This is a genomic window from Mycobacterium hackensackense, from assembly GCF_025822555.1.
GTDB lineage: Bacteria > Actinomycetota > Actinomycetes > Mycobacteriales > Mycobacteriaceae > Mycobacterium > Mycobacterium fluoranthenivorans.
In genome coordinates this window covers 443,164-468,096 of the sequence record NZ_JACKUC010000029.1, presented here as the reverse complement: position 1 = coordinate 468,096, position 24,933 = coordinate 443,164, and the positions used below count along the sequence as shown (strand labels likewise).

The following is a 24,933-nucleotide window of genomic DNA, read 5'->3' as shown; positions in this document are numbered from 1 at the left end:
CATGAAGACCTTCATAGCCTCCCGGGTCGGTGCCATGGCCGCCATCCTGGTCGCCCTCACCGCGGTGCTGTTCGTGCTGCAGAACATCTCCCCGCTCGATCCGGTCAAGGCGCAGCTCGGGGCACAGGCGTCGGCCCAGGCCGTGGCGGCCCGTCGCGAAGCCCTGGGGCTGAATGACCCTGTGCTGGTGCAGTTCTGGCACTATCTGTCCGGCGCGGTGACCGGCGATCTGGGCACCTCCTACCGCACCCGGCACGCGGTGATGTCCGATCTCGGCTCGTTCTTCCCCGCCACTTTGGAACTGGCACTGAGCGGCTTGGTGATCGCGATCCTGCTCGCGGTGCTGCTGGCGTTCAGCACCACCCTGAAATGGCGGGGCGCCGGGGTGCTGCGGGCGGTGCTGTTCACCGGGTCGTCGGCCCCGATGTTCCTGCTCGGCATCGTCGGGCTGATCGTCTTCTACCAGACCCTCGGCTGGGTGCCCGCCAACGGCCGTATCGCGGTACCGAATCCACCCGACGGGCCCACCGGACTGCTGACGGTGGACGGTCTGCTGCACGCCCGGTTCGACGTCGTGGCCGACGCAGTGCACCACCTGATCCTGCCGGCGCTGGTCATCGCGATCGGCCCGGCCGTCGCGATCGGGCGGGTGCTGCGCAGCAGCCTGATGACCGATATCGACAGCGACTACGCCCGCACGGCCCGGGCCAAAGGCCTTTCCGAGGGCCGGATCATGGCCAGGCACGTGTTGCGCAACTCGGTGGGCGCAGCGCTGTCCATGACGGGATTGCAAGTCGGCCTGATGTTCTCCGGTGTGCTCGTGGTGGAGCAGGTGTTCGGTTGGCCCGGTATCGGTCAGTACATCGCCCAGAGCATCCCCGTCGCGGACTTCCCGGCGATCGCCGGAGTCACCCTGATGCTCGGTGCCCTCTACGTCTTCATCAACACGGCCGTGGACCTGCTCCAGGCCGCCGCAGATCCCCGTATCGCAGTCACAGGAGGTTAGGTGCCGAAACAACCACTCATCGTGGGGAATCCCGTGCTTGTCGTGGTCGACATGCAGGAGTCCGGCGATATGCCCGTCGAAGAGGTGGGTATCCCGCACATGGCCGGATACGCCGACCGGATCGGCCGGGCGCGGCAACTGATCGCCGGGGCGCGGGCGGCCGGCATCCCGATCGTGTTCTTCCAGGAAGTGCACCGTGCCAACGGGATCGACTTCGGCCGCGAACTCGACGGTGTCGAGGGTCCGCACTGTATCGACGGCCGACCCGGCACGCCGCTGCATCCCGAGCTGCTGCCCGATCTCGACGGGCCCAACCGTGAGTTCCACATCGTGAAACGGCGCTACTCGGGTTTCATCGGCACCGAATTCGAGATCGTGCTGTCCGGTCTGAAGGCCGACACGTTGATCCTGATCGGCGGGCTCACCGACGTGTGCGTGCACTACACCTTCGCCGATGCGCACCAACGCGACTTCTACGTGCGCGTCGTCGAGGACTGTGTCGGTGGCTCCTCGGAGTATCGGCACGACGCGGCGCTGGATGCCATGGAGTACCTGCAGACCGGTGCGGTACGCACCACCGCGGAAATCCTCGACGTGTTCGAATCCCTGACCACCCCAGTCCTCGAAGGAGCCGCACGATGAAGAAACTGCGCACGATAGTCGCCATCGGCGCGGCGACCGCCCTGATGCTGACCGCCTGCGGTGGATCGAATTCCGGCGGTAGCAGCACACCCAATGCCGCACCCACCGACAAGGTGCTGCACCTGTCGTTCCTGCAGGATCCGGGGCAGCCACCGGACCCCGACATCTACTACGCGGGGCAGGGTCTGCTGCTGACGACGAACACCTACGAGGGCCTGCTGCAGTACAAGGCGGGCACCGACAAGGCCGAATTGCAACCGCTGCTGGCCACCGAATGGACGGCCTCGCCGGACAACAAGGTGTTCACGTTCAAGCTGCGCCAGGGTGTGAAGTTCCACGACGGCACGCCGTTCACCTCGGCTGCCGTCAAGGCGTCGTTCGACCGACGGGCGGCGGTCAATCAAGGACCGGCCTACATGGTCTCCGATATCGATTCGGTGACCACGCAAGGTGATTACGATGTCACCGTCACGCTCAAGGCACCCAACTCCGCGTTCTTGGATTACCTGGCCTGCCCATACGGGCCGCGGATGCTGAGCCCCGAGGGCCTGAAGAAGAACGCGGGCACCGACAACGCCCAGGGCTATCTGACCAATCACGACCTGGGCACCGGCCCGTACACGCTGACCGCCGCCGAGGTGGGCTCGAAGTACGAGCTGACCGCGTTCGGTGACTACTGGGGCACCAAGCCCTATTTCGAGAAGGTCGAGCTCCCGGTCATCACCGACGTGTCGGCCCAGCAACTGCAGTTCAACAACGGGCAGTTGGCGGCGATCCTGCACGACCTACCGTCCTCGGCGGTGCAGTCCTACCTGGACAACAAGTCGTTCGCGAACTACTCGCTGCCGACGATGATGTCGAACTTCGTCTACATCAATCCCAAGAAGGGCATGATGACCGACGTCAAGAATCGCAACGCGGTGATGCAGGCCATCGACGTCGACGAACTGGTGAAGCAGACCTACTTCGGCCGCGGCAAGAAAGCTGAGCAGATCTACCCGGCGAACATGATGGCCCCCGAATTCGGCAAGCAGTCGGTGACCCATGATCCGTCGGTGCTGACCGGTATCGCCGGTAGTCTGCCCGCCGACCAGAAGTCGGTCACGATCGGGTACGACTCGTCCAACCCGGACAATCAGCTGATCAGCAACCTGATCCAGACCCAGTTGGCCGCAGCCGGTTTGAACGCCAAGGTGCAGGCCTACCCCACCTCGGAGATCTACGGCTGGGTCGGCGGTGACGGGCAGGCGGCACCGGAGATCATGACCTACCTCGGCTGGCCGGACGCCCCGTCGCCGTACACCTGGGGTCATATCTCCTGGGATGCCGACGGCGGACTGAACTTCTTCGGATGCTCGTCGCCGGGAATCAAGGATGCGCTGGCCAAGGGGCTGCCGAACGGCTCGGACGCCGACTTCTCCACAGCCGGTGAGGAAGCGGTCAAGACCGGTTGCTGGCTGAACGTCGCGAACGTCAACGACTTCATGGTGGCGCAGCCGTGGCTCAAGGGTGTCGAGCAGGCGCACGTGGTGACCGATCCGAACACGCTGCGGCTGGCCGCACTGTCGGTGGGCTGATGGCGACGCTGGTCCGCAAGAGCGGGGTGCGCCGGATCATCCTGCTGACCCTGGGCTGGGAGGAACTGCCGAAGTCGGTGTCGGTGTACGGCGCCCCACCCGGGGAAAGGATGCGCGAACCGGTGCCCGGCGTGCTGTTACAGACCGACGGCGGCTGGGTGTTGCTGGACACCGGTTTCAACACCGCGCTGGTGCGGGACCCGGCGCTGTACCGGCGGTTCTTCCCCACGGTGGAGTACCGCCCGGTGCTGCCCGGGCCCGGCGAGCCGATCGAGCAGCGCCTCGCCGAGGTCGGGGTGGATTTCGATGCCATCCACACCGTCGCCGTCAGCCACCTGCACCATGACCACGCGGGCGGGCTGAAGTTGTTCGCCGGCAAGGTGCCGGTGCACGCCCAGCGTCGGGAACTCGAGTACGGCCTGTCGAATCATCCGGAACCGGAACGCCATGCGATCGTGCGGGTGGACTTCGACGACCCCAACATCGAGTGGCGCCTGGCCGACGGCGAGGCCGAGATCGCCCCCGGTATCACCGCCGTGCCGACCTACGGGCACACCCCGGGGCATCAGAGCTTCGTGGTGGAGCTCGACGAGTCGGTGGGTGGCGACGGTTTCGTATTCGCTTTCGACGCCGCCGATCTCACCGAGAACATCGAGCACGAACTGGCCATCGGTGGATTCATCGACGTCGATCCGCAGGACACCGTCGAGCCGATCCGCAGGCTCAAGAGGCTGGCCGCCGACAAGGGCTACCAGCTGATCCCCGGCCACGATCCGCACGTGTGGCCCGAGCTCACCCAGCATTTCCACGACAGGTTCGGGCCGGTCGGAACGTGAGGGAGTGCGTCCTGCGCGCGGACCGGGTGCTCATCGACGGGCACCTGGTCCCGGCGTCGGTCGGGATCGCCGGCGGGCAGATCGCCCGCATCGACGCCCTCGACGCAGATCATTCGGCGGCACAGGACATCCGGCTGCCGCACGATGCGGTGCTGCTGCCGGGGTTCGTCGACACCCACGTGCACATCAACGATCCCGGCACCGACTGGGAGGGGTTCGCCAGTGCCACCGCGGCCGCCGCCGCGGGCGGTATCACGACACTTGTCGATATGCCGCTGGACTCTGACCCCGTGACCACCAGCGTGTCCGCCTTGAACCTCAAAGAGGCGGCCGCGGAAGGCAACTGCCTTGTCGACATCGGGTTCTGGGGTGGTGTCGTCCCGGACAACCTGGATCGACTCGCCTCGCTGGTGCAGGCCGGCGTGCGGGGTTTCAAGTGTTTTCTCGCCGACTCGGGCAACCCGGACTTCGGCCACCTGAGTCCCGCGCAGTTCCGTGCCGCCATGGCCCGCATCGCAGACCTGGGCTCGCTGCTGCTGGTGCACGCCGAGAGCCATGCGGTGATCGACGCCGGCCCCCGACCGGCCGGCCGTTCCTACCGATCGTTCCTGGCGTCACGACCCGATGCCGCCGAGGAGGACGCTGTCGGCCTCGTCGTCGAGACCGCGCGCGAGACCGGAGCCCGCGCGCACATCGTGCACGTCTCCAGCGCCCACGTGGTGCCTCTGGTGGCCGCAGCCAAAGCCGAAGGCTTGGCCCTCACCGCCGAAACCTGTCCGCACTACCTGACTTTCGACGCCGAGAAGGTGCCCGACGGCGGCACCGAGTTCGCCGCCTGCCCGCCGATCCGCGACGGTGCCAATCGCGAACTGCTGTGGTCGGCGCTGGCGGACGGAACCTTGGACCTGGTGGTGTCGGATCATTCGCCGTGCGCCCCGCGCGACAAGGCGGCCGGAGATTTCGGGCGCGCCTTCGGCGGTATCAGCTCGTTGCAGCTCGGTCCGCGGGCGGTGTGGACCGAGGCCGCCCGGCGCGGTTTCGGGATGGCCGAGGTGAGCCGGTGGATGTCGCAGCAGCCCGCCGCACTGGCCGGCTACGCCGACCGGGGCCGGATCGAGGTGGGCCTGCGGGCCGATCTGTGTGCCTTCGACCCCGACGCGCACGAGACGGTGCACGCCGGCGCACTGCGGCACCGGCACCCGGTGAGCCCGTATGAGGGTGTCAGTCTGCGGGGTGCGGTGCTGCAGACGTGGGTGGCCGGTGTACCGGCCCTGACTCGGATAGGAGAGCCGGTGTGAGAATCCTGGTGCTCAATCCCAACACCTCCGCGGCGATGACCGCCGAGATCGCGGCCGCCGCACGGTCCGCAGCCCACCCCGGGGTCGAGATCGTGTGCATGTCACCGCTTTTCGGCGCCGAGGCGATCGATTCCGCCGCGGAGAGCTACCTGTCGGCGGTCGGGGTGATGGATGTCGTGACGCGGTTGACCCACGCGGGCACCTTCGATTTCGATGCCGTGGTGTTGGCCGGCTTCGGTGAGCACGGGCGCGACGCGCTGGCCGAGATGCTGACGGTGCCGGTGTTCGATATCGCCGAATGCGCCGCGCACGTCGCCCATCTGATCGGCCGCCGGTTCTCGGTGATCACCACGCTGGCGCGGTCGATCCCGCCGATCGAGGACCGGCTGATGTTGGCCGGGCTGAACGCGCACTGCGTCTCGGTGCGGGCCTGCGGATTGGGAACCGCCGAGGTGGATGCCGACCCGGCCGGGGCGGTGCAGGCCATCGTCGACGAGGCCGCCCGCGCGCTCACCGAGGACGGGGCCGACGTGATCTGCCTGGGCTGTGCCGGGATGGCCGGGGTGACGGCGGCCATCTCCGCCAAGCTCGGGGTCCCGGCCGTCGACGGGGTGGCCGCCGCGGTTGCGCTGGCACAGGCCGTCGTCGGGATGGGACTGTCCACCAGCAAGGCCGGCGTGTACGCACCCGGCCCGGACAACCCGCGCAGCCACTGGCCGCTCTCGGGATCGTTGAACCTGTGACCGACGTGGATCTCGCCTCCCGCGTCGTCGGTGGCAGTGTGGTGGCCGCCAGCGACGAATCCTTCGGGTTCAAGGAACGGCTCGTCGACCCGTCCGAACCCGCCTTCGTGCCGGGCACCTATGACCTGCGTGGTGAAGTGGTCGACGGGTGGGAGACCCGCCGGCACGCCGGGCCCGGCGGTGACTGGGTGATCATCCGGCTGGGCGCGCCCGGCCGCCTGCGCACCGTGGACGTCGATACCCGATTCTTCTCCGGAAACCATCCGACCGCCTGCGCGGTGGACGCGTGTGCCCTGGACCGCACCGACGATCCGGCCGGACCTGCGGTGGTCTGGACGCCGGTGGTGGAAACGACGGCGCTCAAAGCGGATTCGCACAACCTGCTGGCCGTGACGGACCGGCGCCGGTGGACGCACCTGCGGCTGCGATTACGGTCCGACGGCGGTGTCGCCCGGTTACGCGCCTACGGCGAGGTGGTGCCGGACCCGGCGTTGTGGGCCGATGTCACCGTCGAGGTGTCCGGCCTGGAGCAGGGTGGGTGCGTCGAATGGTGCAGCGACAGTTTCTATTCCAGCGCCGCCTCGCTGGTCGCCCCGAACCGGCCGCACAATATGGGCGACGGCTGGGAGACCCGCAGGCGCCGCGATATTGGGCCCGAAACCCACGATGCCGTGATCATCTCCTTCGCGGTACCGGCCGACCTCCGGCAGATCGAGGTCGACACGTCGTATTTCGTGTTCAACGCCAGTCCAGAGGTGTCGGTGCTGGGCAGCCGGTGTACACCCGACCGTGAACACGGCTGGGGGCTGGTCGCATTCGACGTACCGGTGCTGTCGCGCACCCGGTTGATCCCCGACGCCCGGCAGGTGTTCTGCGTCGACGTGCCCGCCGTGACGGCGCTGCGGGTGCAGGCCTACCCGGACGGCGGAATCGCCCGGGTACGGGCGTTCGGTGTGCCCACCGCCGACGGACTGCGCACTCTGCGGGACCGATGGGAGGAAAGTTCGTGACGATCCTGATGACCGACTGCGTGGGGCTGTGGCGGCGCACCCTCCTGATCGAGCCGGACGGCACCCGCAACACCGAACCCGGTGTGCTGTGGCTACAGGGCCCGACGGCCTATGTCGACTCGCGCGGCTTCGCGGGCACCCTGCACCAGAACGGCGACATCTTCGAATGGCACCGCGCCATCGACGTGCAACCCCCGGGGCCGTTCCCGGATGCGGGCGCGATGACGTGGGACGGCGACACCCTCATCGAAACCGGTGTGCACGAGGACTACGTCGAGCACTGGGTCCGTGATCCGGGCGCGGCCACCCCGGCCGGAGCGCTGCACCTGTCCGGGCCGGACGGTGCGCAGGCGCTGCTGGTGCGTGCCGGTGCCCTGTTCGGCTGGGCCGACGGCACCCAGGTGGTCATCGGTGCCGACCATCGGGCCCTCGGAATCGTCATATCCGGCAAGGACATCCAGGCCAACGGCGTGCGCTGGACAGTGGAGAAATCGGAAGGGAACGTGGATTCATGAGTGGCGTCACGTCATTCACATCGGTGCCCGTCATCGATATCAGTGGGTTGTACTCACCGGAGCGCACCGAGCAGGAGCGGGTGGCCGCCGAGATCGGCCGGGCGGCAGCGGAGGTCGGCTTCTTCTACATCAGCGGCACCGGCATCGACGAGTCGCTGTTCGAGCAGATGCTGGCCGCTGTCAAGGAGTTCTTCGCGCTGCCGGTGGAAGAGAAGATGCGCAACTACATCGGGCTGTCCCGGTGCCACCGCGGCTATGTGCCCGTCGGTGAGGAAGGACTCGAGGGCACCACCCCGGATCTGAAGGAGGCGTTCGACACCGCGCTGGACCTGCCCGCCGACGATCCGGATTACCTGGCCGGCAATCCGATGCTGGGCCCCAACGCGTGGCCGGCACTGCCGGGTTTCGCCGAGGCGGTCACCGCGTACTACCAGGCGCTGCTGGGAGTGGGGCAGCGGCTGCTGTGGGCGTTCGCGGTCGCGCTCGGTGAGGATCCCGAGGTGTTCTCCCGGCATGCCACCAAGACCCCGAGCCAGTTACGCCTCATCCATTACCCGCACAATCCGGATGCGAAGGACAGCATCGGGATCGGCGCCCACACCGACTACGAGTGCTTCACCCTGCTCAAACCGACCGCCCCCGGACTGGAGGTGCTCAACGGGGCGGGCGACTGGATCGACGTCCCACCGGTGGCCGGGGCCTTCGTCGTCAACATCGGTGACCTGCTGGAGCTGTGGACCAACGGCGCGTTCGTGGCCACCAGCCACCGTGTCCGCAAGGTCGCCGAAGAGCGGTACTCGTTCCCGCTGTTCTTCAACGTCGACTACGACACCGAGGTCAAACCGCTGCCGCAGTTCGCTTCCGCGGATGCCAAATCCCGCCCGACATTGCGGGCCGGGGAGCACCTGTTCGCGCAGACCGCGCAGACCTTCGCCTATCTGCGGCGCCGGATCGAGACCGGGGAGCTGGTGCTGCCGGAGGGCTCGCTGGGCCTGGGTCAGTTCGGCCAGCAGGCGCTGCAGGGCGTCGAATGACCCGGCGTGCGGTCTAGTTGATCGGTGCGTTCAGCCAGCGCAGGTCATCGAGGATGCCGCGGGCGGCCACCACACCGCGCCCGGTCTGCCACACCTCGTTGTTGACGATGAACACCCGGTTGTCCCGGTTGGCCGAGAGCTTGCGCCACGCCGGGCTGTCCAGCACGCTCGCCGCGTGCTCCTTGGCGGCGGGGGAGTCGAAGGACAGGTAGACGATATCGCCGTCGGCGGCGGACAGATCGGCATCGGGTGCCAGCTCGATGTACGGCTTGTCGGTGAAGCGTTGGGCGGCAGGGCGATCCACGCCGACCGCGTGCAGCACGCTGGCCGGGAAGTTGTCGGCCCCGTAGACCCGCACGGTGTTCTCGGTGAACTGCACCACCGATGCCTGGAAATGCGTGGCGTCGTTCTGCTGCCCGGTCTTGCGGGCGTCCTGGGTGAACTCGTCGAGCACCCGGGCCGCCGCTTCGGCTCGCCCGACCGCCGCGGCGACGGTGCGCAGGGTGTCCTGCCAGCCCGCCCCCGACGCCCCGGTGAAGACGGTGGGCGCGATCCGGTTCAGCGCGCCGAAGTCGGTCGGTGTCAGCGCCGACGAGCCGAGGATCAGGTCCGGGGTGGCCCGCCCGACGGCCGCCAGATCGGGTGACGCCGGATCACCCAGGCCGGGCGAACCGTGGATCACCGCGCCCAAGTAGGAGGGTTGCGGCTGCGGCGTCCCGACGATCCGGCCCTGCAGGCCCAGCGCGCACAACGCGTCGAGCTGATCGCCGGACAGCGCCACGATGCGTTGTGGGTCGCCCTGTACCTCCGTCGTGGTGGGCACACCGTCGGCCGGGGTGTTACCGACCTGTCGCGGAGCGGGATCGGCCGGCGCCGGCTCGGCGGCGCACGAGTCGTCGGGGCGGCGCTGGTTGCCCAACACCCCGGCGCCGGCGATGCGTGTGGTGCTGGTGACCGGCGCACCCGGGGCGGGGCCCGGCCCGGCCTGCTCCTGACTGCCACAGCCGGTCAACAAGGTCAGTGCCACAGCCGAAACGATGGAGGTGACCCCGACGACCCGGCCGGTGAGCCGGGCGATGCGCGCGGAGGGAAACAGCACGTCGCCGACGGTAACATCCAGCCGTCGAAGCGAAACTACGACAGTTTGTAGGACCCATGCCGCCGTGGGCGGTGATGGGGGATAAGATCACGAACAGACCAGTGCCGGGATGACCCGTCGACTTTTTATGGAGGATCTGTTGGTAGCCGAAGCGCCCCCAATCGGAGAACTCGAGGCACGGCGTCCGTTCCCGCAGCGGATGGGCCCCAAGGGCAACCTGATCTACAAGCTGATCACGACGACCGATCACAAGCTGATCGGCATCATGTACTGCGTCGTCTGCTTCATCTTCTTCTTCGTCGGCGGCCTGATGGCGCTGCTGATGCGCACCGAGCTGGCGTTGCCGGGCCTGCAGTTCCTGTCCAATGAGCAGTTCAACCAGCTGTTCACCATGCACGGCACGGTGATGCTGCTGTTCTATGCGACCCCGATCGTGTTCGGCTTCGCCAACCTGGTGCTGCCGCTGCAGATCGGCGCCCCCGACGTCGCGTTCCCGCGACTGAACGCCTTCTCCTTCTGGCTGTTCCTGTTCGGCGCGCTGATCGCCATCGCCGGCTTCATCACCCCCGGTGGTGCGGCCGACTTCGGCTGGACCGCCTACTCGCCGCTGACCGACGCCATCCACTCCCCGGGCGCCGGTGGCGACCTGTGGATCATGGGCCTGGCCGTCGGTGGTCTGGGCACCATCCTCGGTGGCGTCAACATGATCACCACCGTGGTCTGCATGCGTGCCCCGGGTATGACGATGTTCCGGATGCCGATCTTCACCTGGAACATCCTGGTGACCTCGATCCTGGTGCTGCTGGCCTTCCCGCTGCTGACCGCCGCGCTGTTCGGTCTCGCCGCCGACCGTCACCTCGGCGCACATGTGTACGACCCGGCCAACGGCGGTGTGCTGCTGTGGCAGCACCTGTTCTGGTTCTTCGGCCATCCCGAGGTGTACATCATCGCGCTGCCGTTCTTCGGCATCGTCTCCGAGATCTTCCCGGTGTTCTCCCGCAAGCCGATCTTCGGCTACACCACGCTGATCTACGCGACGCTGGGTATCGCGGCGCTGTCGGTGGCGGTGTGGGCACACCACATGTACGCGACCGGAGCCGTTCTCCTGCCCTTCTTCTCGTTCATGACGTTCCTGATCGCGGTGCCCACCGGTATCAAGTTCTTCAACTGGATCGGCACCATGTGGAAGGGGCAGTTGACCTTCGAGACACCGATGCTGTTCTCGGTCGGCTTCCTGATCACCTTCCTGCTCGGTGGCCTGTCCGGTGTGCTGCTGGCCAGCCCGCCGCTGGACTTCCACGTCACCGACAGCTACTTCGTCATCGCGCACTTCCACTACGTGCTCTTCGGCACCATCGTGTTCGCCACCTACGCAGGCATCTACTTCTGGTTCCCGAAGATGATCTGGCTGACCTTCATCGGCTTCCACACCACCTTCCTGGTGCAGCACTGGCTGGGTGACGAGGGCATGCCGCGCCGCTACGCCGACTACCTGCCCACCGACGGGTTCACCACGCTGAACGTCATCTCGACCATCGGTGCGTTCATCCTGGGTGTGTCGACGCTGCCGTTCGTCTGGAACGTGTTCAAGAGCTGGCGCTTCGGTGAGCCCGTCGTGGTCGACGATCCGTGGGGCTACGGCAACTCGCTGGAGTGGGCCACCTCGTGCCCGCCGCCGCGGCACAACTTCACCGAGCTGCCCCGGATCCGTTCGGAGCGCCCGGCATTCGAGCTGCACTACCCGCACATGGTCGAGCGGATGCGCGCCGAGGCGCACATCGGCCGGGCACACGGTCCTGCCGACGGCGACGTCACCCGGCTCGACGACGAGAACGTCCGCACCTGAATCGGTGAGTAATTCGAAGGTGTCGGTCCTGATCACCGTCACCGGACTCGACCAGCCCGGCGTCACATCGGCGCTCTTCGAGGTGCTCTCTCGGCACCACGTCGAGTTGCTCAACGTCGAGCAGGTGGTGGTCCGGAGCCGGCTCACCCTGGCAGTGTTCGTCTCCGCACCCGCCGAGGTGGCCGATGGCACGGTGTTCGCCGACGACATCCGAGCCGCCATCCACCGGGTGGGGCTGGATGTCACCATCGAGCGCAGTGCCGATCTGCCGGTGATGCGCGAGCCGTCCACCCACACCATCGTGGTGCTGGGCCGGCCGATCACCGCCGAGGCATTCGGTGTGGTGGCCCGCAAGGCCGCCGGACTCGGCGTGAACATCGACACCATCCGGGGCGTGTCCGACTACCCGGTGACCGGTCTGGAACTGCGGGTGTCGGTGCCGGCCGGCGCGGCGTACGGCCAGTTGCAGGCGGCGATGGCGCAGGTCGCCGTCGAGCTGGGCATCGATATCGCGCTGGAGGACTACAGCCTGTCCCGTCGGGCCAAACGGCTCATCGTGTTCGATGTCGACTCGACCCTGATCCAGGGCGAGGTAATCGAGATGTTGGCCGCGCGTGCCGGCGCCGAGGCGAAGGTCGCGGCGATCACCGAGGCCGCCATGCGTGGCGAACTGGATTTCGAGGAGTCGTTGCGTGAACGCGTCTCCACCCTGGCCGGGCTGCCCGCCGAGGTCGTCGACGAGGTGGCCGACGAGCTCGAGCTGACCCCCGGGGCCCGCACCACCATCCGCACCCTGCGCCGGCTGGGCTTTCACTGCGGCGTGGTGTCCGGCGGATTCCGCCAGGTCATCGAACCGCTGGCGCACGAACTGATGCTCGACTACGTCGCCGCCAACGACCTGGAGATCGTCGACGGCAAGCTGACCGGACGCGTCGTCGGACAGATCATCGACCGGCCGGGCAAGGCCAAGGCATTGCGCGACTTCGCCCAGCAGGCCGGCGTCCCGATGGAGCAGACGGTCGCGGTCGGTGACGGCGCGAATGACATCGACATGCTCGCGGCCGCCGGACTCGGAGTGGCGTTCAATGCCAAACCGGCCCTGCGTGAGGTCGCCGACGCCTCGCTGAGCCACCCCTACCTGGATACGGTGCTGTTCATCCTCGGAGTGACCCGCGGGGAGATCGAAGCCGCCGACGCGGTCGACGGCACCGTGCGCCGGGTCGATATCCCGGACTAGCAGCGCTATGGCGGCGCGGCGGGGGTCGGGCCTTTACAGTGGAGGCATGTTGTTGGTGAAACGGACGATACTTCTCGGTGCGTGCGCGGCCGCGATCTCCGGTGGGGCGGTCGTGCTGGCCGCGCCGGCGTCGGCGGACTGCCCGTGGGGTACCCGGCCGAGCCACTTCGAGGGTGTGTGCGTCGCCGGAGCCGGCAAGGGCAGCAGCACCAGCGGTAACGCCGTCGTTCCGCCGCCGGATGCCTCGCCGCCGCTGGTTCAGACCCTGCCGGGCGGTCAGCTGTCGTCGGTCGCCGGTATCCCGTGCACCCCGGAGAACATGGGCCGGTGCATCGCCCTGCAGCAGAGTCAGGGCGGCTAGCTACACCACCAGCGCATGCGATTCGGGCTCGACAGCACCGGTGATCGAACCCCAGGCCCGTGCCATGAGGTCGACGGCCTCCTCCAGCGCAGCCTCGGGCAGCGCATAGGGGACCCGCACGAACCGCTCCAAGGTGCCGTCCACCCCGAACCGCGGCCCGGCAGGCAGATCCAGACCCAACCGTGACGCCGACGCCGACAACGCCGTGCTCATCGGTGCGGGCAGCTTGACCCACAGCGAGATCCCGTTCGGCCCGGGCCCGGGCTGCCAGTCGGGTAGCCGGCGCGCCAGCAGATCCAGCAGGTAGGCCCTGCGGGTGCGCAGCAGTCCTCGTCGTTCCGCGAGCACCTCATCGCGCTGTTCGAGAAGCCTTGCCGCCGTGAGCTGTTCGAGTATCGGGGTGCCGAGGTCCACCGACGGCCGGATGGCCGCGATGGTGGCCAGGGTGTGGCGTTCGGCCCGGATCCAGCCGACCCGCAACCCGCCCCAGAATGATTTGGACATCGACCCGACGGTGAGCACCAGATCACGGCGGGCCACCGTGGCGGCCAGCGGTGCCGGGGGCGCCTCGTTCATCCACATGTCCATGATCGACTCGTCGATGACGGTACGCGTGCGGGTGTCGGAGATGATGTGCCCCAGCCGGATTCGCTCATCCGCCGGCATGGTGAACCCGGTCGGGTTGTGGTTGTCCGGGATCAGGTAGGCCAGGCTGGGGGCGAGTTGCCGGATGGCCGCGTGCATCGCGTCCAGCTCCCAGCCGTCGTCGGCGAGGGAGACGGGTACGGCGCGTGCCCGGGCGGTCGAAATGGCCGACAGCGCACCGTGATACGTCGGTTGTTCGACGAGCACGCGGTCGCCGGGCTCGGTGAAGGCGGCCAGGATCAGCCCGATGGCGTGCTGGGCGCCGCTGGTGATCATGATCTGGCCGGGGTCGGTCGGTAGTCCGCGTTCGCAGTACCGCTGGGCGACGGCGGTGCGCAGGGCGCAGACCCCGGTGGGGTCGAGGCCGGTCTCGCCGAGATACGGGGTGATATCGCGGGTGGCCGCGGCGAACGCTTCCAGGACCGCCCCGCTGGGAGCCGACATCGCCGCGGCGGCCAGGCTGACGTTGGCCCCCGCGGCAGGTTCGGCGGGGCGCGCCTCGGGTCGCGGTGGTAACGCGGCAATGCTGCGCGCACCGCGGCGGGCCAGCAGGTAGCCGTCCTCGCGGAGCTGGGTGAATGCCGCGGTGACCGTGGTGCGCGAGACCCGCAGGGCGTCGGCGAGAGCGCGTTCGCTGGGCAGCCGCGATCCGACGGGCACCCGGCCGTCGACGATCAGCAGCCGGATGGCGTCGGCCAGTCCCGAGTACGCGGGTCCGCTGGCACTGGACGTCCGCCAGTTACCCAACTCGCGGGCCAAAAGGTCCTCATCGAGTGATCTGGCCGCCATTTCTATCGACATTGATGCCAGTATTGCCGAACTGGCTATTGAATGGCAAGCCAATCTGGCCCGAAACTGGATGCATGAGGAAGAACTGGCTATCCCGACTGGCCTCGAAGTATCCCCGCTCCGGGCCCTACAACCGCGTCACCCGCAATGACACCGACGCCCGCCGGGTGCACAGCGAGCTGGACGCCATCCGAGCCCGTTTCCCGGACCACTCATGAGGGGTCTGACTCGCGGGTCGCTGCTCCTGATCGGACTCATCGGCTACGGCCTGTCGATGGCGATGATGGTGCGCGCCGGTCTCGGCCTCGACCCCTGGGACGTCTTCCACCAGGGGCTGACCCGGCACACCTCGATGACGATCGGCATCGCCTCGGCGGTGGTCGGTGTCGTCGTGCTGCTGGCCTGGATCCCGCTGCGCAACAAGCCGGGGGTCGGGACCATCGCCAATGTCATCGTCATCGCCGTGACGGTCGACGCCGGCCTGGCCGTGCTGACCGCACCGGGCTCGCTGCCCGCCCGCATCGCGTTGATGCTCGGCGCCGTCGTGCTCAACGCCGTGGCCACCGTCCTCTACATCGGCGCCGGATTGGGTCCCGGCCCGCGGGACGGCCTGATGACCGGGCTGGTGGCTCGCACCGGATTGTCGGTGCGGCTGGTGCGCACCTCGATCGAGGCAGGCGTGCTGGCGGTCGGCTGGTTGCTCGGCGGCACCGTGGGCGTGGGCACGGTGGTGTACGCCTTCGGGATCGGTCCGCTGGTCCAGCTGATCCTGCGGATCATGCCGCGCCGGCTGCTGTTCCACGACTTCGGCGCTGCGGGGCGCTCCCGAGCCGGGCGGGGCGCCGACACTACGATGAGCGAGTGCCCGACAGTGAACGTGAAGCCGATCCAGACCTGCTGATCGATTTCGCCAGGGTCACGCTTCGCCGCGGCGGAAAGACCCTGGTCGGGCCGCTGGACTGGGCCGTCGAACTCGACGAGCGCTGGGTGGTGATCGGGCCCAACGGCGCAGGCAAGACCTCACTGCTGCGCATCGCCGCGGCCGTCGAACATCCCTCGTCGGGAACCGCGTTCGTGCTGGGTGAGCGGCTCGGCCGCACCGACATGGCCGAACTGCGCAGCCGTGTGGGGCTGTCCAGCTCCGCCCTGAGCCAGCGGGTTCCCGACGACGAAGTGGTCCGCGATCTCGTCATCTCGGCCGGGTACGCCGTGCTGGGCCGCTGGCGCGAAACCTACGAGGACGTCGACTACGAACAGGCCGTCGACATGCTGGAGAGCGTCGGCGCCGAGCACCTGGCGATGCGCACCTACGGCACGCTGTCCGAGGGTGAGCGCAAGCGCGTGCTGATCGCACGGTCGCTGATGACCGATCCGGAACTGCTGCTGCTCGACGAACCCGCCGCCGGTCTGGACCTGGGCGGCCGCGAGGAACTGGTATCCCGGCTGGCCGACCTGGCCGCCGACCCGGACGCCCCGGCCATCGTGCTGGTCACCCATCACGTCGAGGAGATCCCGCCCGGCTTCAGCCACTGCCTGCTGCTGTCCGAGGGTGCCGTCGTCGCCTCCGGCCTGCTGACCGATGTGCTGACCTCGGAGAACCTGTCCACCGCCTTCGGGCAGTCGATCGCGCTGGAAGTGGTCGAGGGACGCTATTTCGCGCGGCGCGTGCGCAGCCGCGCGGCACACAGGAGGCGTGCATGACCGAAGAACCCCTACCGGCCCGGCCGGCCGCCACGGTGATGCTGGTCCGGGACACTCCGGGCGGTATCAACGTGTTCCTGATGCGCAGGCATATGAACATGCAGTTCGTCGCCGGGACCACGGTGTTCCCGGGCGGCGGCGTCGACGACCGTGACCGCAGCGCCGATATCGCGTGGCACGGTCCGGATCCCGCGTGGTGGGCGCAGCGCCTCGGCGTGGACACCGACCTGGCGCTGGCGCTGGTCTGCTCGGCGGCCCGCGAGACGTTCGAGGAGTCCGGGGTGCTGTTCGCCGGGCCCGCCGCCGATCCGGACAGCATCGTGGCCGATGCCTCGGTATACCGCGAGGCACGCAAGGAGCTCGACGCCAAGACACTGTCCTTCGGTGAGTTCCTGCAGTCCGAGAAGCTGGTGCTGCGCACCGATCTGCTGCGGCCGTGGGCCAACTGGGTGACGCCCAAAGAGGAACGCACCCGGCGCTATGACACCTACTTCTTCGTCGGCGCCCTGCCGGAGGGCCAGCGCGCCGACGGTGACAACACCGAGACCGACCGTGCCTACTGGGCCACCCCGGAATCTGCGCTCGACGACTTCGCCGAGGGCCGCACGTTCCTGTTGCCGCCCACTTGGACGCAGCTGGACTCACTGGCCGGCCACGACGTCGCCGAGGTGCTCGCGGTGCACCGCCAGATCGTGCCGGTCTCCCCGCACCTGGTGGTGACCGACGGCAACTGGGAGATCGAGTTCTTCAACAGCGAGCGGTACAACGAGGCCCGCAACCGGCGGGCACCGGACGGGTATGCCAATTCCGACGTGACGCCGTCGTGAGGGAGTTCGTCACCACCGCGGTGAATGACGGGATCGGCACCCTGGTGCTGTCCCGCCCGCCGGGCAACGCGCTGACCAGGCAGATGTACCGGGAGATCGGCGAGGCGGCGGCGGATCTCGGCGGCGATCCGGGCGTCGCCGCGGTGATCCTGTTCGGCGGCCACGAGGTGTTCTGCACCGGCGACGACGTCCCCGAACTGCGCAGACTGCATCCCAGTGACGCCGAGAGCGTCACCGCCGCCTGCCGCGCCGCGATCGCCGCGGTGGCCGGCATCCCGAAGCCGACGATCGCCGCCGTGACGGGGTACGCGCTGGGCGCAGGGCTGGCCCTGGCGCTGGCCGCCGATTGGCGGGTGTCGGGCGACAACGTGAAATTCGGTGCCACCGAGGTGCTGGCCGGATTGCTCCCCGCTGCCGGGACGGCCGGCCTGGTCCGCGCGATCGGGGTCAGCCACACCAAGGACCTGGTGTTCAGCGGCCGGTTCGTCGGCGCCGAGGAGGCACTGGACCTCGGGCTGATCGACGAGATGGTGGCACCGGACGGCGTCTACGACGCGGCGCTGGTTCGGGCGCGCCGATTTCTGGAGGCACCCGCACATGTGCTCGCGGGCGCCAAGGCGATGATCGATGGCGCTGGTGCGGCGGTCGATGGCCCTGATGACGGGGTGCGGCACTACGTCGACGTCTTCGGAACGGTGGCCGGCAGTTAGGCTGCCCATATGACGAGCACGGACCACACGCCCGCCGAGACTGATGTCGCCGCCGACCTCAAGCCCGATGTCGCCGCCGGAGCGGCTCCGGCCCCCAATCCGCACGCCACGGCCGAACAGGTCGAGGCTGCGCTGAAGGACACCAAGCTGGCGCAGGTGCTGTACCACGACTGGGAAGCCGAGACCTACGACGACAAGTGGTCCATCTCGTATGACCAGCGCTGCATCGACTACGCCCGGGGCCGGTTCGACGCCATCGTCCCCGACGAGGTTCAGCGTGAGCTGCCCTACGACCGGGCCCTGGAGCTGGGCTGCGGCACGGGCTTCTTCCTGCTGAACCTGATCCAGGCCGGGGTGGCCCGGCGCGGATCGGTGACCGACCTGTCCCCGGGCATGGTCAAGGTTGCCACCCGCAACGGCCAGGGCCTGGGCCTGGACATCGACGGTAAGGTCGCCGACGCCGAGGGCATCCCGTACGAGGACAACACCTTCGACCTGGTGGTCGGCCACGCCGTGCTGCACCACATCCCCGATGTGGAGCTGTCCCTGCGTGAGGTGGTCCGGGTGCTCAAGCCGGGTGGCCGGTTCGTCTTCGCCGGGGAACCGACGAGCAAGGGCAATGTCTACGCGCGCAACCTGTCCACCCTGACGTGGCATCTGTCCACCAACATCACCAAGCTGCCGGGTCTGGAGGGCTGGCGTCGCCCGCAAGCCGAGCTCGACGAGTCGTCGCGCGCCGCAGCGCTGGAGGCCGTGGTGGACCTGCACACGTTCGAGCCGTCGGATCTGGAACGGATGGCCACCAACGCCGGCGCCGTTCAGGTCGCCACCGCCAGCGAGGAATTCACCGCCGCGATGCTCGGCTGGCCGATCCGCACCTTTGAGGCGTCGGTGCCTCCGGGGCGATTGGGTTGGGGCTGGGCCAAATTCGCGTTCAACAGCTGGACGTCGCTGAGCTGGGTGGACGCCAACGTGTTGCGCCGGGTGGTGCCGAAGGGCTGGTTCTACAACGTCATGGTCACCGGGGTCAAGCCGTCGTAGCCTGGACCGTCGACGATGTCGCCTACCTGCGCAGCGACGCAGGCCGGGCGGCATTGGTGGAGGTCGGTGGCTATCGACTGACCGACTCCTCGCGGGTCGCTGATATCGCCTCCGCGCGAACACGTTTCGGTGAACGAACTGCCGCGCTGGTGGAGACTGTGCTCTTGCGCCGGCGCGCCGCGGCCAAGTTCGGCGACCCATCGGGATGGTTGTTCACCGATGACGCATTGCAGCAGTGCACCGCCGAACCGGTGGCCCGCCACCGTGCCCGGCGGCTGGCCGGGGCGCGCGTGCACGATGTCACCTGCTCTGTCGGCGCGGAGCTGGCCGCGCTGCGGGACACCGCCGCGCTGGTCCTGGGCAGCGATCTCGACCCGGTGCGACTTGCCATGGCCCGCAACAATGTTGGGGGAGTGGACCTGTGCCGTGCCGATGCGCTGGTGCCGGTCACCCGCGACACCGTCGTGGTGGCCGACCCGGCCCGGCGTAGTGCGGGACGGCGGCGGTTCGATCCGCGCGATTACACCCCGGCGCTGGACCTGCTGCTCGATGCGTACCGCGATCGCGACCTGGTGGTGAAATGCGCGCCGGGAATCGATTTCGGCCGGCTCGGTGAGCTCGGCTTCCACGGCGAGATCGAGGTGTCCTCACTGGGCGGCAGCGTCCGGGAAGCCTGCTTGTGGTCGCCGGGCCTGGCGACGGCCGGACGGCGGGCCACCCTGCTCGATCGTGGCGAGGAGGTCACCGACACCGATCCCGACGAATGCCGGGTGGCCCCCGCGGGCCGGTGGATCGTCGACCCCGACGGGGCCGTGGTGCGGGCCGGACTGGTGCGCCAGTACGGGACGCGGCACGGGCTCTGGCAGCTCGACCCCGATATCGCCTACCTGTCCGGGGACGAACTGCCGAACGGCGTGCGGGGTTTCGAGGTGCTCGCGCAAATCAGCTTCGACGTGAAGCTGCTGCGCCGCGAACTCGCCGCGCGCGACGCCGGCGCGGTGGAGATCCTGGTGCGCGGTGTGGACGTGGACCCGGATGCCTTGCGGCGGCGTCTCAAACCGCGGGGTGCCGCGCAGCTCAGCGTGGTGATCACCCGGCTCGGTACCGGGGCGCACAGTCACGCGGTGGCGTTCATTTGTCGGCCGTCACGATAGCGCCACAGGTACCCTAGCGGCGGCGGCGCCGATGCCGCCCTGGCCCCGGAGGATTCACCCGATGCGCGTTCTCACGCTGGCTGTATCTCTTGTGCTGCTGGGGTCCGCCAGCACGGGGGTGGCTGCCGCCGCCCCACCGAAATGCTCGGACGTGGGTGGTACGGCCGGCGCCGGGGCGACCTGCGTCATCGCGGCCAACGATCCGGCCTACACGCTCAACATCTCCTTCCCGACCGACTTCCCGAACCCGAACGCCGTCTTCGACTACGTGAAGCAGACCAGGGACGGGTTCATCAATGTGGCCAAGACACCCGACTCGCGCGGTATGCCCTACGAGTTGGACACCACCACAACCCAGTACAGCTCGGCGGTGCCCCCGCGCGGGACACAGACGGTGGTCTTCACCACATACCAGAACGTCGGCGGCGCGCACCCGCAGACATTCTACAAGGCATTCAACTGGGATCAGGCCTACCGCAAGCCGATCACGTTCGAGACCCTGTTCCGGCCGGACACCCAGCCCCTTCCGGTGATCTTCCCGATCGTCGCGGCCGAGCTGGCCAAGCAGTCCGGACTGTCCGACCCGGTGTCACCGACGGCGGGTCTGGACCCCGCGAACTACCAGAACTTCGCGATCACCGATGGCGCCATCATCTTCTTCTTCAGCCAGGGCGAGTTGCTGCCCGAAGCCGCCGGAGCCGTTCAGGTCTCGGTACCGCGCGGCCCGATCGACGCGATGATCGCCTGATTCAGGCAGGCGCGAATCCGTACACCTGACCGTCGCTGGTCGCCGTGACCACGCGGCGGTCGTGGCCTACCGATACCCCGACCGGCCAGCCGGTGGCCTCCGGCAGGGGATAACGGTTGAGGGTGTGTCCGTCGGCGGGGTCGAAGGCCAGCAATGCCTGGCCGTTCGCCCCGTCCCGGGTGACGGTGTAGGCCACGTGCTCGCCGGCCTGGCTCGAGGTGGACAGTGGTTCGACGTCCGAGTGCGACCAGGCGATCTTGCCGTCGGGGGTGACGCCGACGAGTGCGGCGCCCGGCCCGCCGCCGGACACGATGACACCCTGCGGTGACACCGACGGCGGTGTCTGCGGCTGATAGTCCAGTGGCACCGACCATTTCGGCTTACCGTCGGCGGTGTTCACCGCCCACAGCCGGCGGTCGCGGCCGTTGACGTAGACGGTGCTGCCGTCGGCCGAGAGCACCGGGGCGGCGATCGGGCCGCCACCGACCGCAGTGCTCGTCCATTCCCGGGTCAGCATGGGCGTGCGATCCGGCCGGTAGCGCAGTCCCACCAGAATCGGGGCGGCCGCGTTCGGTTCCCACAGGGTGGTCACCACGATGTCGGTGCCTGCCGAGAACGCGGGCGCCGTCGCCACCGGGCAGCCGCTGCGGCCCTGCGGGCAGTCCTGCAGGCCCCGTTGTGCATCGGTGGGGTCGACACCCTCCACCAGGTCCAGGGGCGTGCCGATCACGGTGCCGCGGTGCGCGTCGAAGACCAGCACCTGACCCAGGTGGGTGATCACCAGCAGTTGGCCGGGGTCGAGCAGTCGCGGGGTGGTCGGCATCCCGATGACCGGCTGCCGCCAGCGGATCCACTGCGTCGGGGGGAAGGACATGATGCCGCCGGGCTGGCCGATGTAAAGGTTGTCGAATCCATCGATCAGCGGGCTGGACATCCCACCGCCCTGCCACAGCCGGGTGCACCACCGCTGGCGGCCGTTGTTGTCGCTCTCCCACAGCATCAGCGAGCAGCCGTCGGCGGTCTGTGCGTTGGCGGCCAGGTAACCGCCCGCGCCGAGCGCCACCTGGGCGCCGAGTCGGCCCTTGACCGATCGGCTCCACTCCAAGGTGAGGGCGTTCGCACCGTCGACCGGGGTGTAGCTGCTGTTGGCGGCGTCGGCGTACTGGGCCGACCAGCCCTGCGCGGCATGAGCCTCCACCCAGGTGTCGGTGTTTCCGCAGGCAGTCGCGGTCAGTACCGTGATCCCCAGCATGGCGGCCAGCCGGCGCATCGTCGTCGTGGAAGCAGGCATCGAGGTCCGAGACTAGTCTGTGCCACCCTCGGATAGGCTGACCGGCCATGACGACGATGTGGGGCGCCCCCCTTCACAAGAGGTGGCGCGGTTCGCGGCTGCGTGATCCGCGTCAGGCGCGATTTCTGACCGCCGACTCGCTGCGCTGGGTGCTGAAGAACAAGGCCTACACCCCGTGGTACCTGGTGCGGTACTTCCGGCTGCTGAAGTTCAAGCTGGCCAACCCGCACATCATCACCCGCGGCATGGTGTTCCTGGGCAAGGGTGTGGAGATTCAAGCGACCCCGGAACTCGCCACGATGGAGATCGGCCGGTGGGTGCACATCGGGGACAAGAACACCATCCGGTGTCATGAGGGGTCGCTGCGCATCGGCGACAAGGTGGTGCTCGGCCGCGACAACGTCATCAACACCTATCTCGACATCGAACTGGGCGACTCCGTGCTGATGGCCGACTGGTGCTACGTCTGCGATTTCGACCACAAGATGGACAGCCTGGAGCTTCCGATCAAAGACCAGGGCATCATCAAGAGCCCCTTGCGGATCGGACCGGACACCTGGGTCGCCGCGAAGGTGACCATCCTGCGTGGGACATCGATCGGCCGGGGCTGCGTACTCGGTGCGCACGCGGTGGTCAAGGGTGATATCCCGGACTTCTCCATCGCGGTGGGTGCGCCCGCCAAGGTGGTCAAGAACCGCAAAGTGGCCTGGGACGCGTCGGCCGCCGACCGTGCCGCGCTGGCCGAGGCGCTGGCCGATATCGAGCGCAAGAAAGCCGCCCGCTGACGATGCCGGAAGGCGGCCCTCACATATCGCGGGCGAGCAAGTCCGTCCAGGTATCGCGACGGACCACCAGCCGGGCGGTGCCGCCGGTGACGAAGACCACCGGGATGCGCCGGGCCCCGTTGTACTGGTTGGACATCGTGTAGCAATAGGCCCCGGTCACCGGCACCGCCAGCAGATCTCCCACCGCGGGCCGTGCCAGTGGCACGCCGTCGATGAGCTGGTCGCCCGATTCGCAGTGCCGCCCGACCAGGCTGACCGGCGCGCCCCCACCGACCCGGTCGACGATGGTGGCTTCGAACCGCTGCCGGTAGAGCGACACCTCGAGGTTGTCGCCCATCCCACCGTCGACGGCCACGTGCGTCACGACGCCGTGTTTGACGGTGACCACGCGGTACAGCGTGCACGCCGCCGCCGCCACCATGCTGCGACCGGGTTCGACGATGATGCGACTACCCGGGGGGAGCAATGCCCGGGCCGCGGCCACCATCGCCTCGGCGTACTCGCCCACGGTGGGCGGGGCTTCGTCGTAGGTGTAGCGCACGCCCAGCCCACCACCCAGGTCGTAGACATCGAAGGTGCCGAGCGCGGCCAGCGGTGCGACGGCGGCCGCCAGCTGGTCGACGTTGAGCAGCTGGGACCCGACGTGAGTGTGGAGTCCGTCGCAACGCAGCACAGCGCTGCGTTCAATCCTTCTGATGGCGGTGCGGGCATCGCCGGGGGACAAGCCGAACTTGGAGCCGCTGTGGCCCGTGGCGACCGAGGCGTGGGTATCCGCGGTGACCCCGGGTATCACCCGGACCAGGCAGGCTTGCACTCGCCCGGGCGGCACGAGGCGCTCCAACCGGTCGATATCGTCGAAATTATCGACCACCACCAAGCCGACTCCGTGGCCGATGGCCAACTCGAGTTCCTCGTCGGTCTTGGCGTTGCCGTGCAGCACCATCCGGGACGGATCTGCTCCCGCCGCGACGGCGGTGACGATCTCACCGCCTCCCGCGACGTCCAGGTGCAACCCTTCCTCGGTCATCAGTCGCTGAATTGCGGTGCAGGGAAACGACTTCGATGCGAACGCCACATCTGATCGGGGCCAGCGGCTGCGGAACTCCTGCAGATAGTCGCGGGCTCGCCGGCGCAGCGCGGATTCGTCCACCACCATGGTCGGCGTCCCGAATTCGGCGGCGATATCGCCGAGCCGGCAGCCTCCCACCATGATCATGCCGTCCTCATCGAGCTGGGTGTCGGCCGGAAAGAGCTGGAGAATCTCTGGTGCCGTGCTGGTTTCGTTCACCGGTGTTCTCCTCGGGGTGAAAGGCCGGCGGCCGCGGCCCGGTCGGCGATCACGGTCACGGCGGGGTGCCGCTGCAGCATCGAAGCCGGTACGTGCGGGTCGATCGGACCGGAAACAGCGGCTGTCAGGGCCGCCGACTTGGCCGTACCTGCGGCCAGCACGACGATGGACCGGGCCCGCGAGATGGTGCCCAGCCCCTGGGTGATCGCCCGGTGCGGGACATCGGCCACAGTGCCGAAGAAGCGGGCATTGTCCTGGCGGGTCCGCTCCGACAGGTGCACGACTCGGGTACCCGACTCCCATGCCGAGCCGGGTTCGTTGAAGGCCAGGTGTCCATTGCTGCCGATCCCGGCGATCTGCACGTCCACACCGCCGAGCGCCTCGATCCGTGCGTCGAGGTTCGCCGCTTCGGTGTCGGGGTCGGGGGCCAGTCCGTCGGCTATCACGATGTTCTCCGTCCCGATCCCCAGCGGCGCGGCCACCCGTGTGCGGACATAGGTTGCGTAGCTGTCCGGATCGTCGGGGCCGAGCCCGACGTACTCGTCGAGCGCGATGAGAAGCGCTGTGTGCAAGTCGATTTGTCCGCACTCGTGCCGACGGGCCAACTCACGATACAGCGGGATCGGGGTGTCGCCGGTGGCGACGCCGAGTCGCGGGCGATGAGCGGGCAGCCGGCGCAGAACCGCGTCGGCGGCCGCGGCACCGAACTGATCCGTATCGACCACCAGCAGCCGCAAGGATGCAGACATC

The 24,933-nt window shown here is 68.4% G+C and carries 26 protein-coding genes; 21 read left to right on the top strand and 5 right to left on the bottom strand.

The window, feature by feature from the left end:
• The first annotated feature begins 1 nt into the window (after position 1).
• From H7J86_RS05410 to H7J86_RS05370, 9 genes are read left to right on the top strand one after another with little or no spacing between them, the layout of a single operon-like run.
• Positions 2-1,006 (top strand): ABC transporter permease, encoded by a 1,005-nt coding sequence (locus H7J86_RS05410; RefSeq protein ID WP_090357068.1) that lies wholly within the window; start codon positions 2-4, stop codon positions 1,004-1,006.
• On the top strand, positions 1,007-1,648 hold the full coding sequence (locus tag H7J86_RS05405) for a cysteine hydrolase family protein (RefSeq protein WP_267289746.1): 642 nt from the start codon (positions 1,007-1,009) through the stop codon (positions 1,646-1,648).
• Positions 1,645-3,225: an ABC transporter substrate-binding protein gene (locus H7J86_RS05400; protein ID WP_267289744.1), complete on the top strand. Its 1,581-nt coding sequence runs from the start codon at positions 1,645-1,647 to the stop codon at positions 3,223-3,225. The genes H7J86_RS05405 and H7J86_RS05400 overlap by 4 nt, the downstream gene beginning before the upstream one ends.
• Positions 3,225-4,061 (top strand): N-acyl homoserine lactonase family protein, encoded by an 837-nt coding sequence (locus tag H7J86_RS05395; protein ID WP_090357062.1) that lies wholly within the window; start codon positions 3,225-3,227, stop codon positions 4,059-4,061. The genes H7J86_RS05400 and H7J86_RS05395 overlap by 1 nt, the downstream gene beginning before the upstream one ends.
• Positions 4,058-5,359 carry an allantoinase AllB gene (allB, locus tag H7J86_RS05390; RefSeq protein ID WP_267289742.1) on the top strand — a complete coding sequence of 434 codons (1,302 nt, stop codon included), beginning with the start codon at positions 4,058-4,060 and terminating at the stop codon, positions 5,357-5,359. Before H7J86_RS05395 ends, allB begins: the two co-directional genes overlap by 4 nt.
• The gene (locus H7J86_RS05385; protein ID WP_090357058.1) at positions 5,356-6,102 is read left to right on the top strand and encodes an aspartate/glutamate racemase family protein; all 747 of its coding nucleotides are present in this window, start codon (positions 5,356-5,358) and stop codon (positions 6,100-6,102) included. The genes allB and H7J86_RS05385 overlap by 4 nt, the downstream gene beginning before the upstream one ends.
• Positions 6,099-7,112, top strand: a complete 1,014-nt coding sequence (gene alc, locus H7J86_RS05380; RefSeq protein ID WP_090357056.1) for an allantoicase — start codon at positions 6,099-6,101, stop codon at positions 7,110-7,112. Before H7J86_RS05385 ends, alc begins: the two co-directional genes overlap by 4 nt.
• Positions 7,109-7,627 carry a hypothetical protein gene (locus H7J86_RS05375; protein ID WP_267289740.1) on the top strand — a complete coding sequence of 173 codons (519 nt, stop codon included), beginning with the start codon at positions 7,109-7,111 and terminating at the stop codon, positions 7,625-7,627. The genes alc and H7J86_RS05375 overlap by 4 nt, the downstream gene beginning before the upstream one ends.
• Positions 7,624-8,661, top strand: coding sequence for an isopenicillin N synthase family dioxygenase (locus H7J86_RS05370; RefSeq protein ID WP_187098892.1), 1,038 nt, complete (start codon positions 7,624-7,626; stop codon positions 8,659-8,661). The genes H7J86_RS05375 and H7J86_RS05370 overlap by 4 nt, the downstream gene beginning before the upstream one ends.
• A gap of 13 nt (positions 8,662-8,674) precedes the next feature.
• Here the strand turns inward: H7J86_RS05370 and H7J86_RS05365 are convergent, their stop codons facing one another.
• Positions 8,675-9,760 (bottom strand): ABC transporter substrate-binding protein, encoded by a 1,086-nt coding sequence (locus H7J86_RS05365; RefSeq protein WP_267289738.1) that lies wholly within the window; start codon positions 9,758-9,760, stop codon positions 8,675-8,677.
• Positions 9,761-9,899: 139 nt separating this feature from the next.
• On the opposite strand from H7J86_RS05365, the gene ctaD reads away from it, so the two are divergent.
• The 3 genes from ctaD to H7J86_RS05350 are packed head-to-tail and all read left to right on the top strand — an operon-like array spanning position 9,900 to position 13,204.
• Complete coding sequence (gene ctaD, locus H7J86_RS05360) at positions 9,900-11,606, top strand: aa3-type cytochrome oxidase subunit I (RefSeq protein ID WP_267289736.1); 1,707 nt, start codon at positions 9,900-9,902, stop codon at positions 11,604-11,606.
• A 4-nt stretch (positions 11,607-11,610) separates the two neighbouring features.
• Positions 11,611-12,843 (top strand): phosphoserine phosphatase SerB, encoded by a 1,233-nt coding sequence (gene serB, locus H7J86_RS05355; protein ID WP_090357050.1) that lies wholly within the window; start codon positions 11,611-11,613, stop codon positions 12,841-12,843.
• A gap of 46 nt (positions 12,844-12,889) precedes the next feature.
• The gene (locus tag H7J86_RS05350; RefSeq protein ID WP_090357048.1) at positions 12,890-13,204 is read left to right on the top strand and encodes a hypothetical protein; all 315 of its coding nucleotides are present in this window, start codon (positions 12,890-12,892) and stop codon (positions 13,202-13,204) included.
• On the opposite strand, the gene yczR is transcribed toward H7J86_RS05350, so the two are convergent.
• Complete coding sequence (gene yczR / locus H7J86_RS05345; protein ID WP_267289734.1) at positions 13,205-14,650, bottom strand: MocR-like transcription factor YczR; 1,446 nt, start codon at positions 14,648-14,650, stop codon at positions 13,205-13,207.
• 62 nt (positions 14,651-14,712) lie between these two features.
• Between yczR and H7J86_RS05340 the strand changes: the two genes are divergently transcribed.
• The 8 genes from H7J86_RS05340 (at position 14,713) to H7J86_RS05305 (ending at position 20,819) form a co-directional block, all read left to right on the top strand.
• On the top strand, positions 14,713-14,856 hold the full coding sequence (locus H7J86_RS05340) for a hypothetical protein (RefSeq protein ID WP_090357044.1): 144 nt from the start codon (positions 14,713-14,715) through the stop codon (positions 14,854-14,856).
• A complete protein-coding gene (yczE, locus tag H7J86_RS05335; RefSeq protein WP_267289733.1) occupies positions 14,853-15,539 on the top strand; it encodes a membrane protein YczE in 687 nt (228 codons plus the stop codon). Before H7J86_RS05340 ends, yczE begins: the two co-directional genes overlap by 4 nt.
• The gene (locus tag H7J86_RS05330; protein ID WP_090357040.1) at positions 15,500-16,339 is read left to right on the top strand and encodes an ABC transporter ATP-binding protein; all 840 of its coding nucleotides are present in this window, start codon (positions 15,500-15,502) and stop codon (positions 16,337-16,339) included. Before yczE ends, H7J86_RS05330 begins: the two co-directional genes overlap by 40 nt.
• Positions 16,336-17,166: an NUDIX hydrolase gene (locus H7J86_RS05325; RefSeq protein ID WP_267289731.1), complete on the top strand. Its 831-nt coding sequence runs from the start codon at positions 16,336-16,338 to the stop codon at positions 17,164-17,166. The genes H7J86_RS05330 and H7J86_RS05325 overlap by 4 nt, the downstream gene beginning before the upstream one ends.
• Entirely contained in the window at positions 17,163-17,876 is a 714-nt protein-coding gene (locus tag H7J86_RS05320; protein WP_267289729.1) for an enoyl-CoA hydratase, read from the top strand. The genes H7J86_RS05325 and H7J86_RS05320 overlap by 4 nt, the downstream gene beginning before the upstream one ends.
• A gap of 9 nt (positions 17,877-17,885) precedes the next feature.
• Positions 17,886-18,917 (top strand): class I SAM-dependent methyltransferase, encoded by a 1,032-nt coding sequence (locus tag H7J86_RS05315; protein ID WP_090357035.1) that lies wholly within the window; start codon positions 17,886-17,888, stop codon positions 18,915-18,917.
• Positions 18,875-20,071: a THUMP-like domain-containing protein gene (locus H7J86_RS05310; protein WP_267290597.1), complete on the top strand. Its 1,197-nt coding sequence runs from the start codon at positions 18,875-18,877 to the stop codon at positions 20,069-20,071. The genes H7J86_RS05315 and H7J86_RS05310 overlap by 43 nt, the downstream gene beginning before the upstream one ends.
• 61 nt (positions 20,072-20,132) lie before the next feature.
• Positions 20,133-20,819, top strand: a complete 687-nt coding sequence (locus tag H7J86_RS05305; RefSeq protein WP_090357034.1) for an esterase — start codon at positions 20,133-20,135, stop codon at positions 20,817-20,819.
• Position 20,820: 1 nt separating this feature from the next.
• On the opposite strand, the gene H7J86_RS05300 is transcribed toward H7J86_RS05305, so the two are convergent.
• A complete protein-coding gene (locus H7J86_RS05300) occupies positions 20,821-22,089 on the bottom strand; it encodes an outer membrane protein assembly factor BamB family protein (RefSeq protein ID WP_267290595.1) in 1,269 nt (422 codons plus the stop codon).
• A gap of 68 nt (positions 22,090-22,157) precedes the next feature.
• On the opposite strand from H7J86_RS05300, the gene H7J86_RS05295 reads away from it, so the two are divergent.
• The gene (locus H7J86_RS05295) at positions 22,158-22,895 is read left to right on the top strand and encodes an acyltransferase (protein WP_090357030.1); all 738 of its coding nucleotides are present in this window, start codon (positions 22,158-22,160) and stop codon (positions 22,893-22,895) included.
• Between the two features lie 19 nt (positions 22,896-22,914).
• Here the strand turns inward: H7J86_RS05295 and lysA are convergent, their stop codons facing one another.
• A complete protein-coding gene (gene lysA / locus H7J86_RS05290) occupies positions 22,915-24,183 on the bottom strand; it encodes a diaminopimelate decarboxylase (protein ID WP_267289727.1) in 1,269 nt (422 codons plus the stop codon).
• Positions 24,180-24,932 (bottom strand): glucosamine-6-phosphate deaminase, encoded by a 753-nt coding sequence (locus H7J86_RS05285; RefSeq protein WP_267289725.1) that lies wholly within the window; start codon positions 24,930-24,932, stop codon positions 24,180-24,182. The genes lysA and H7J86_RS05285 overlap by 4 nt, the downstream gene beginning before the upstream one ends.
• Between the last annotated feature and the right edge of the window lies 1 nt (position 24,933).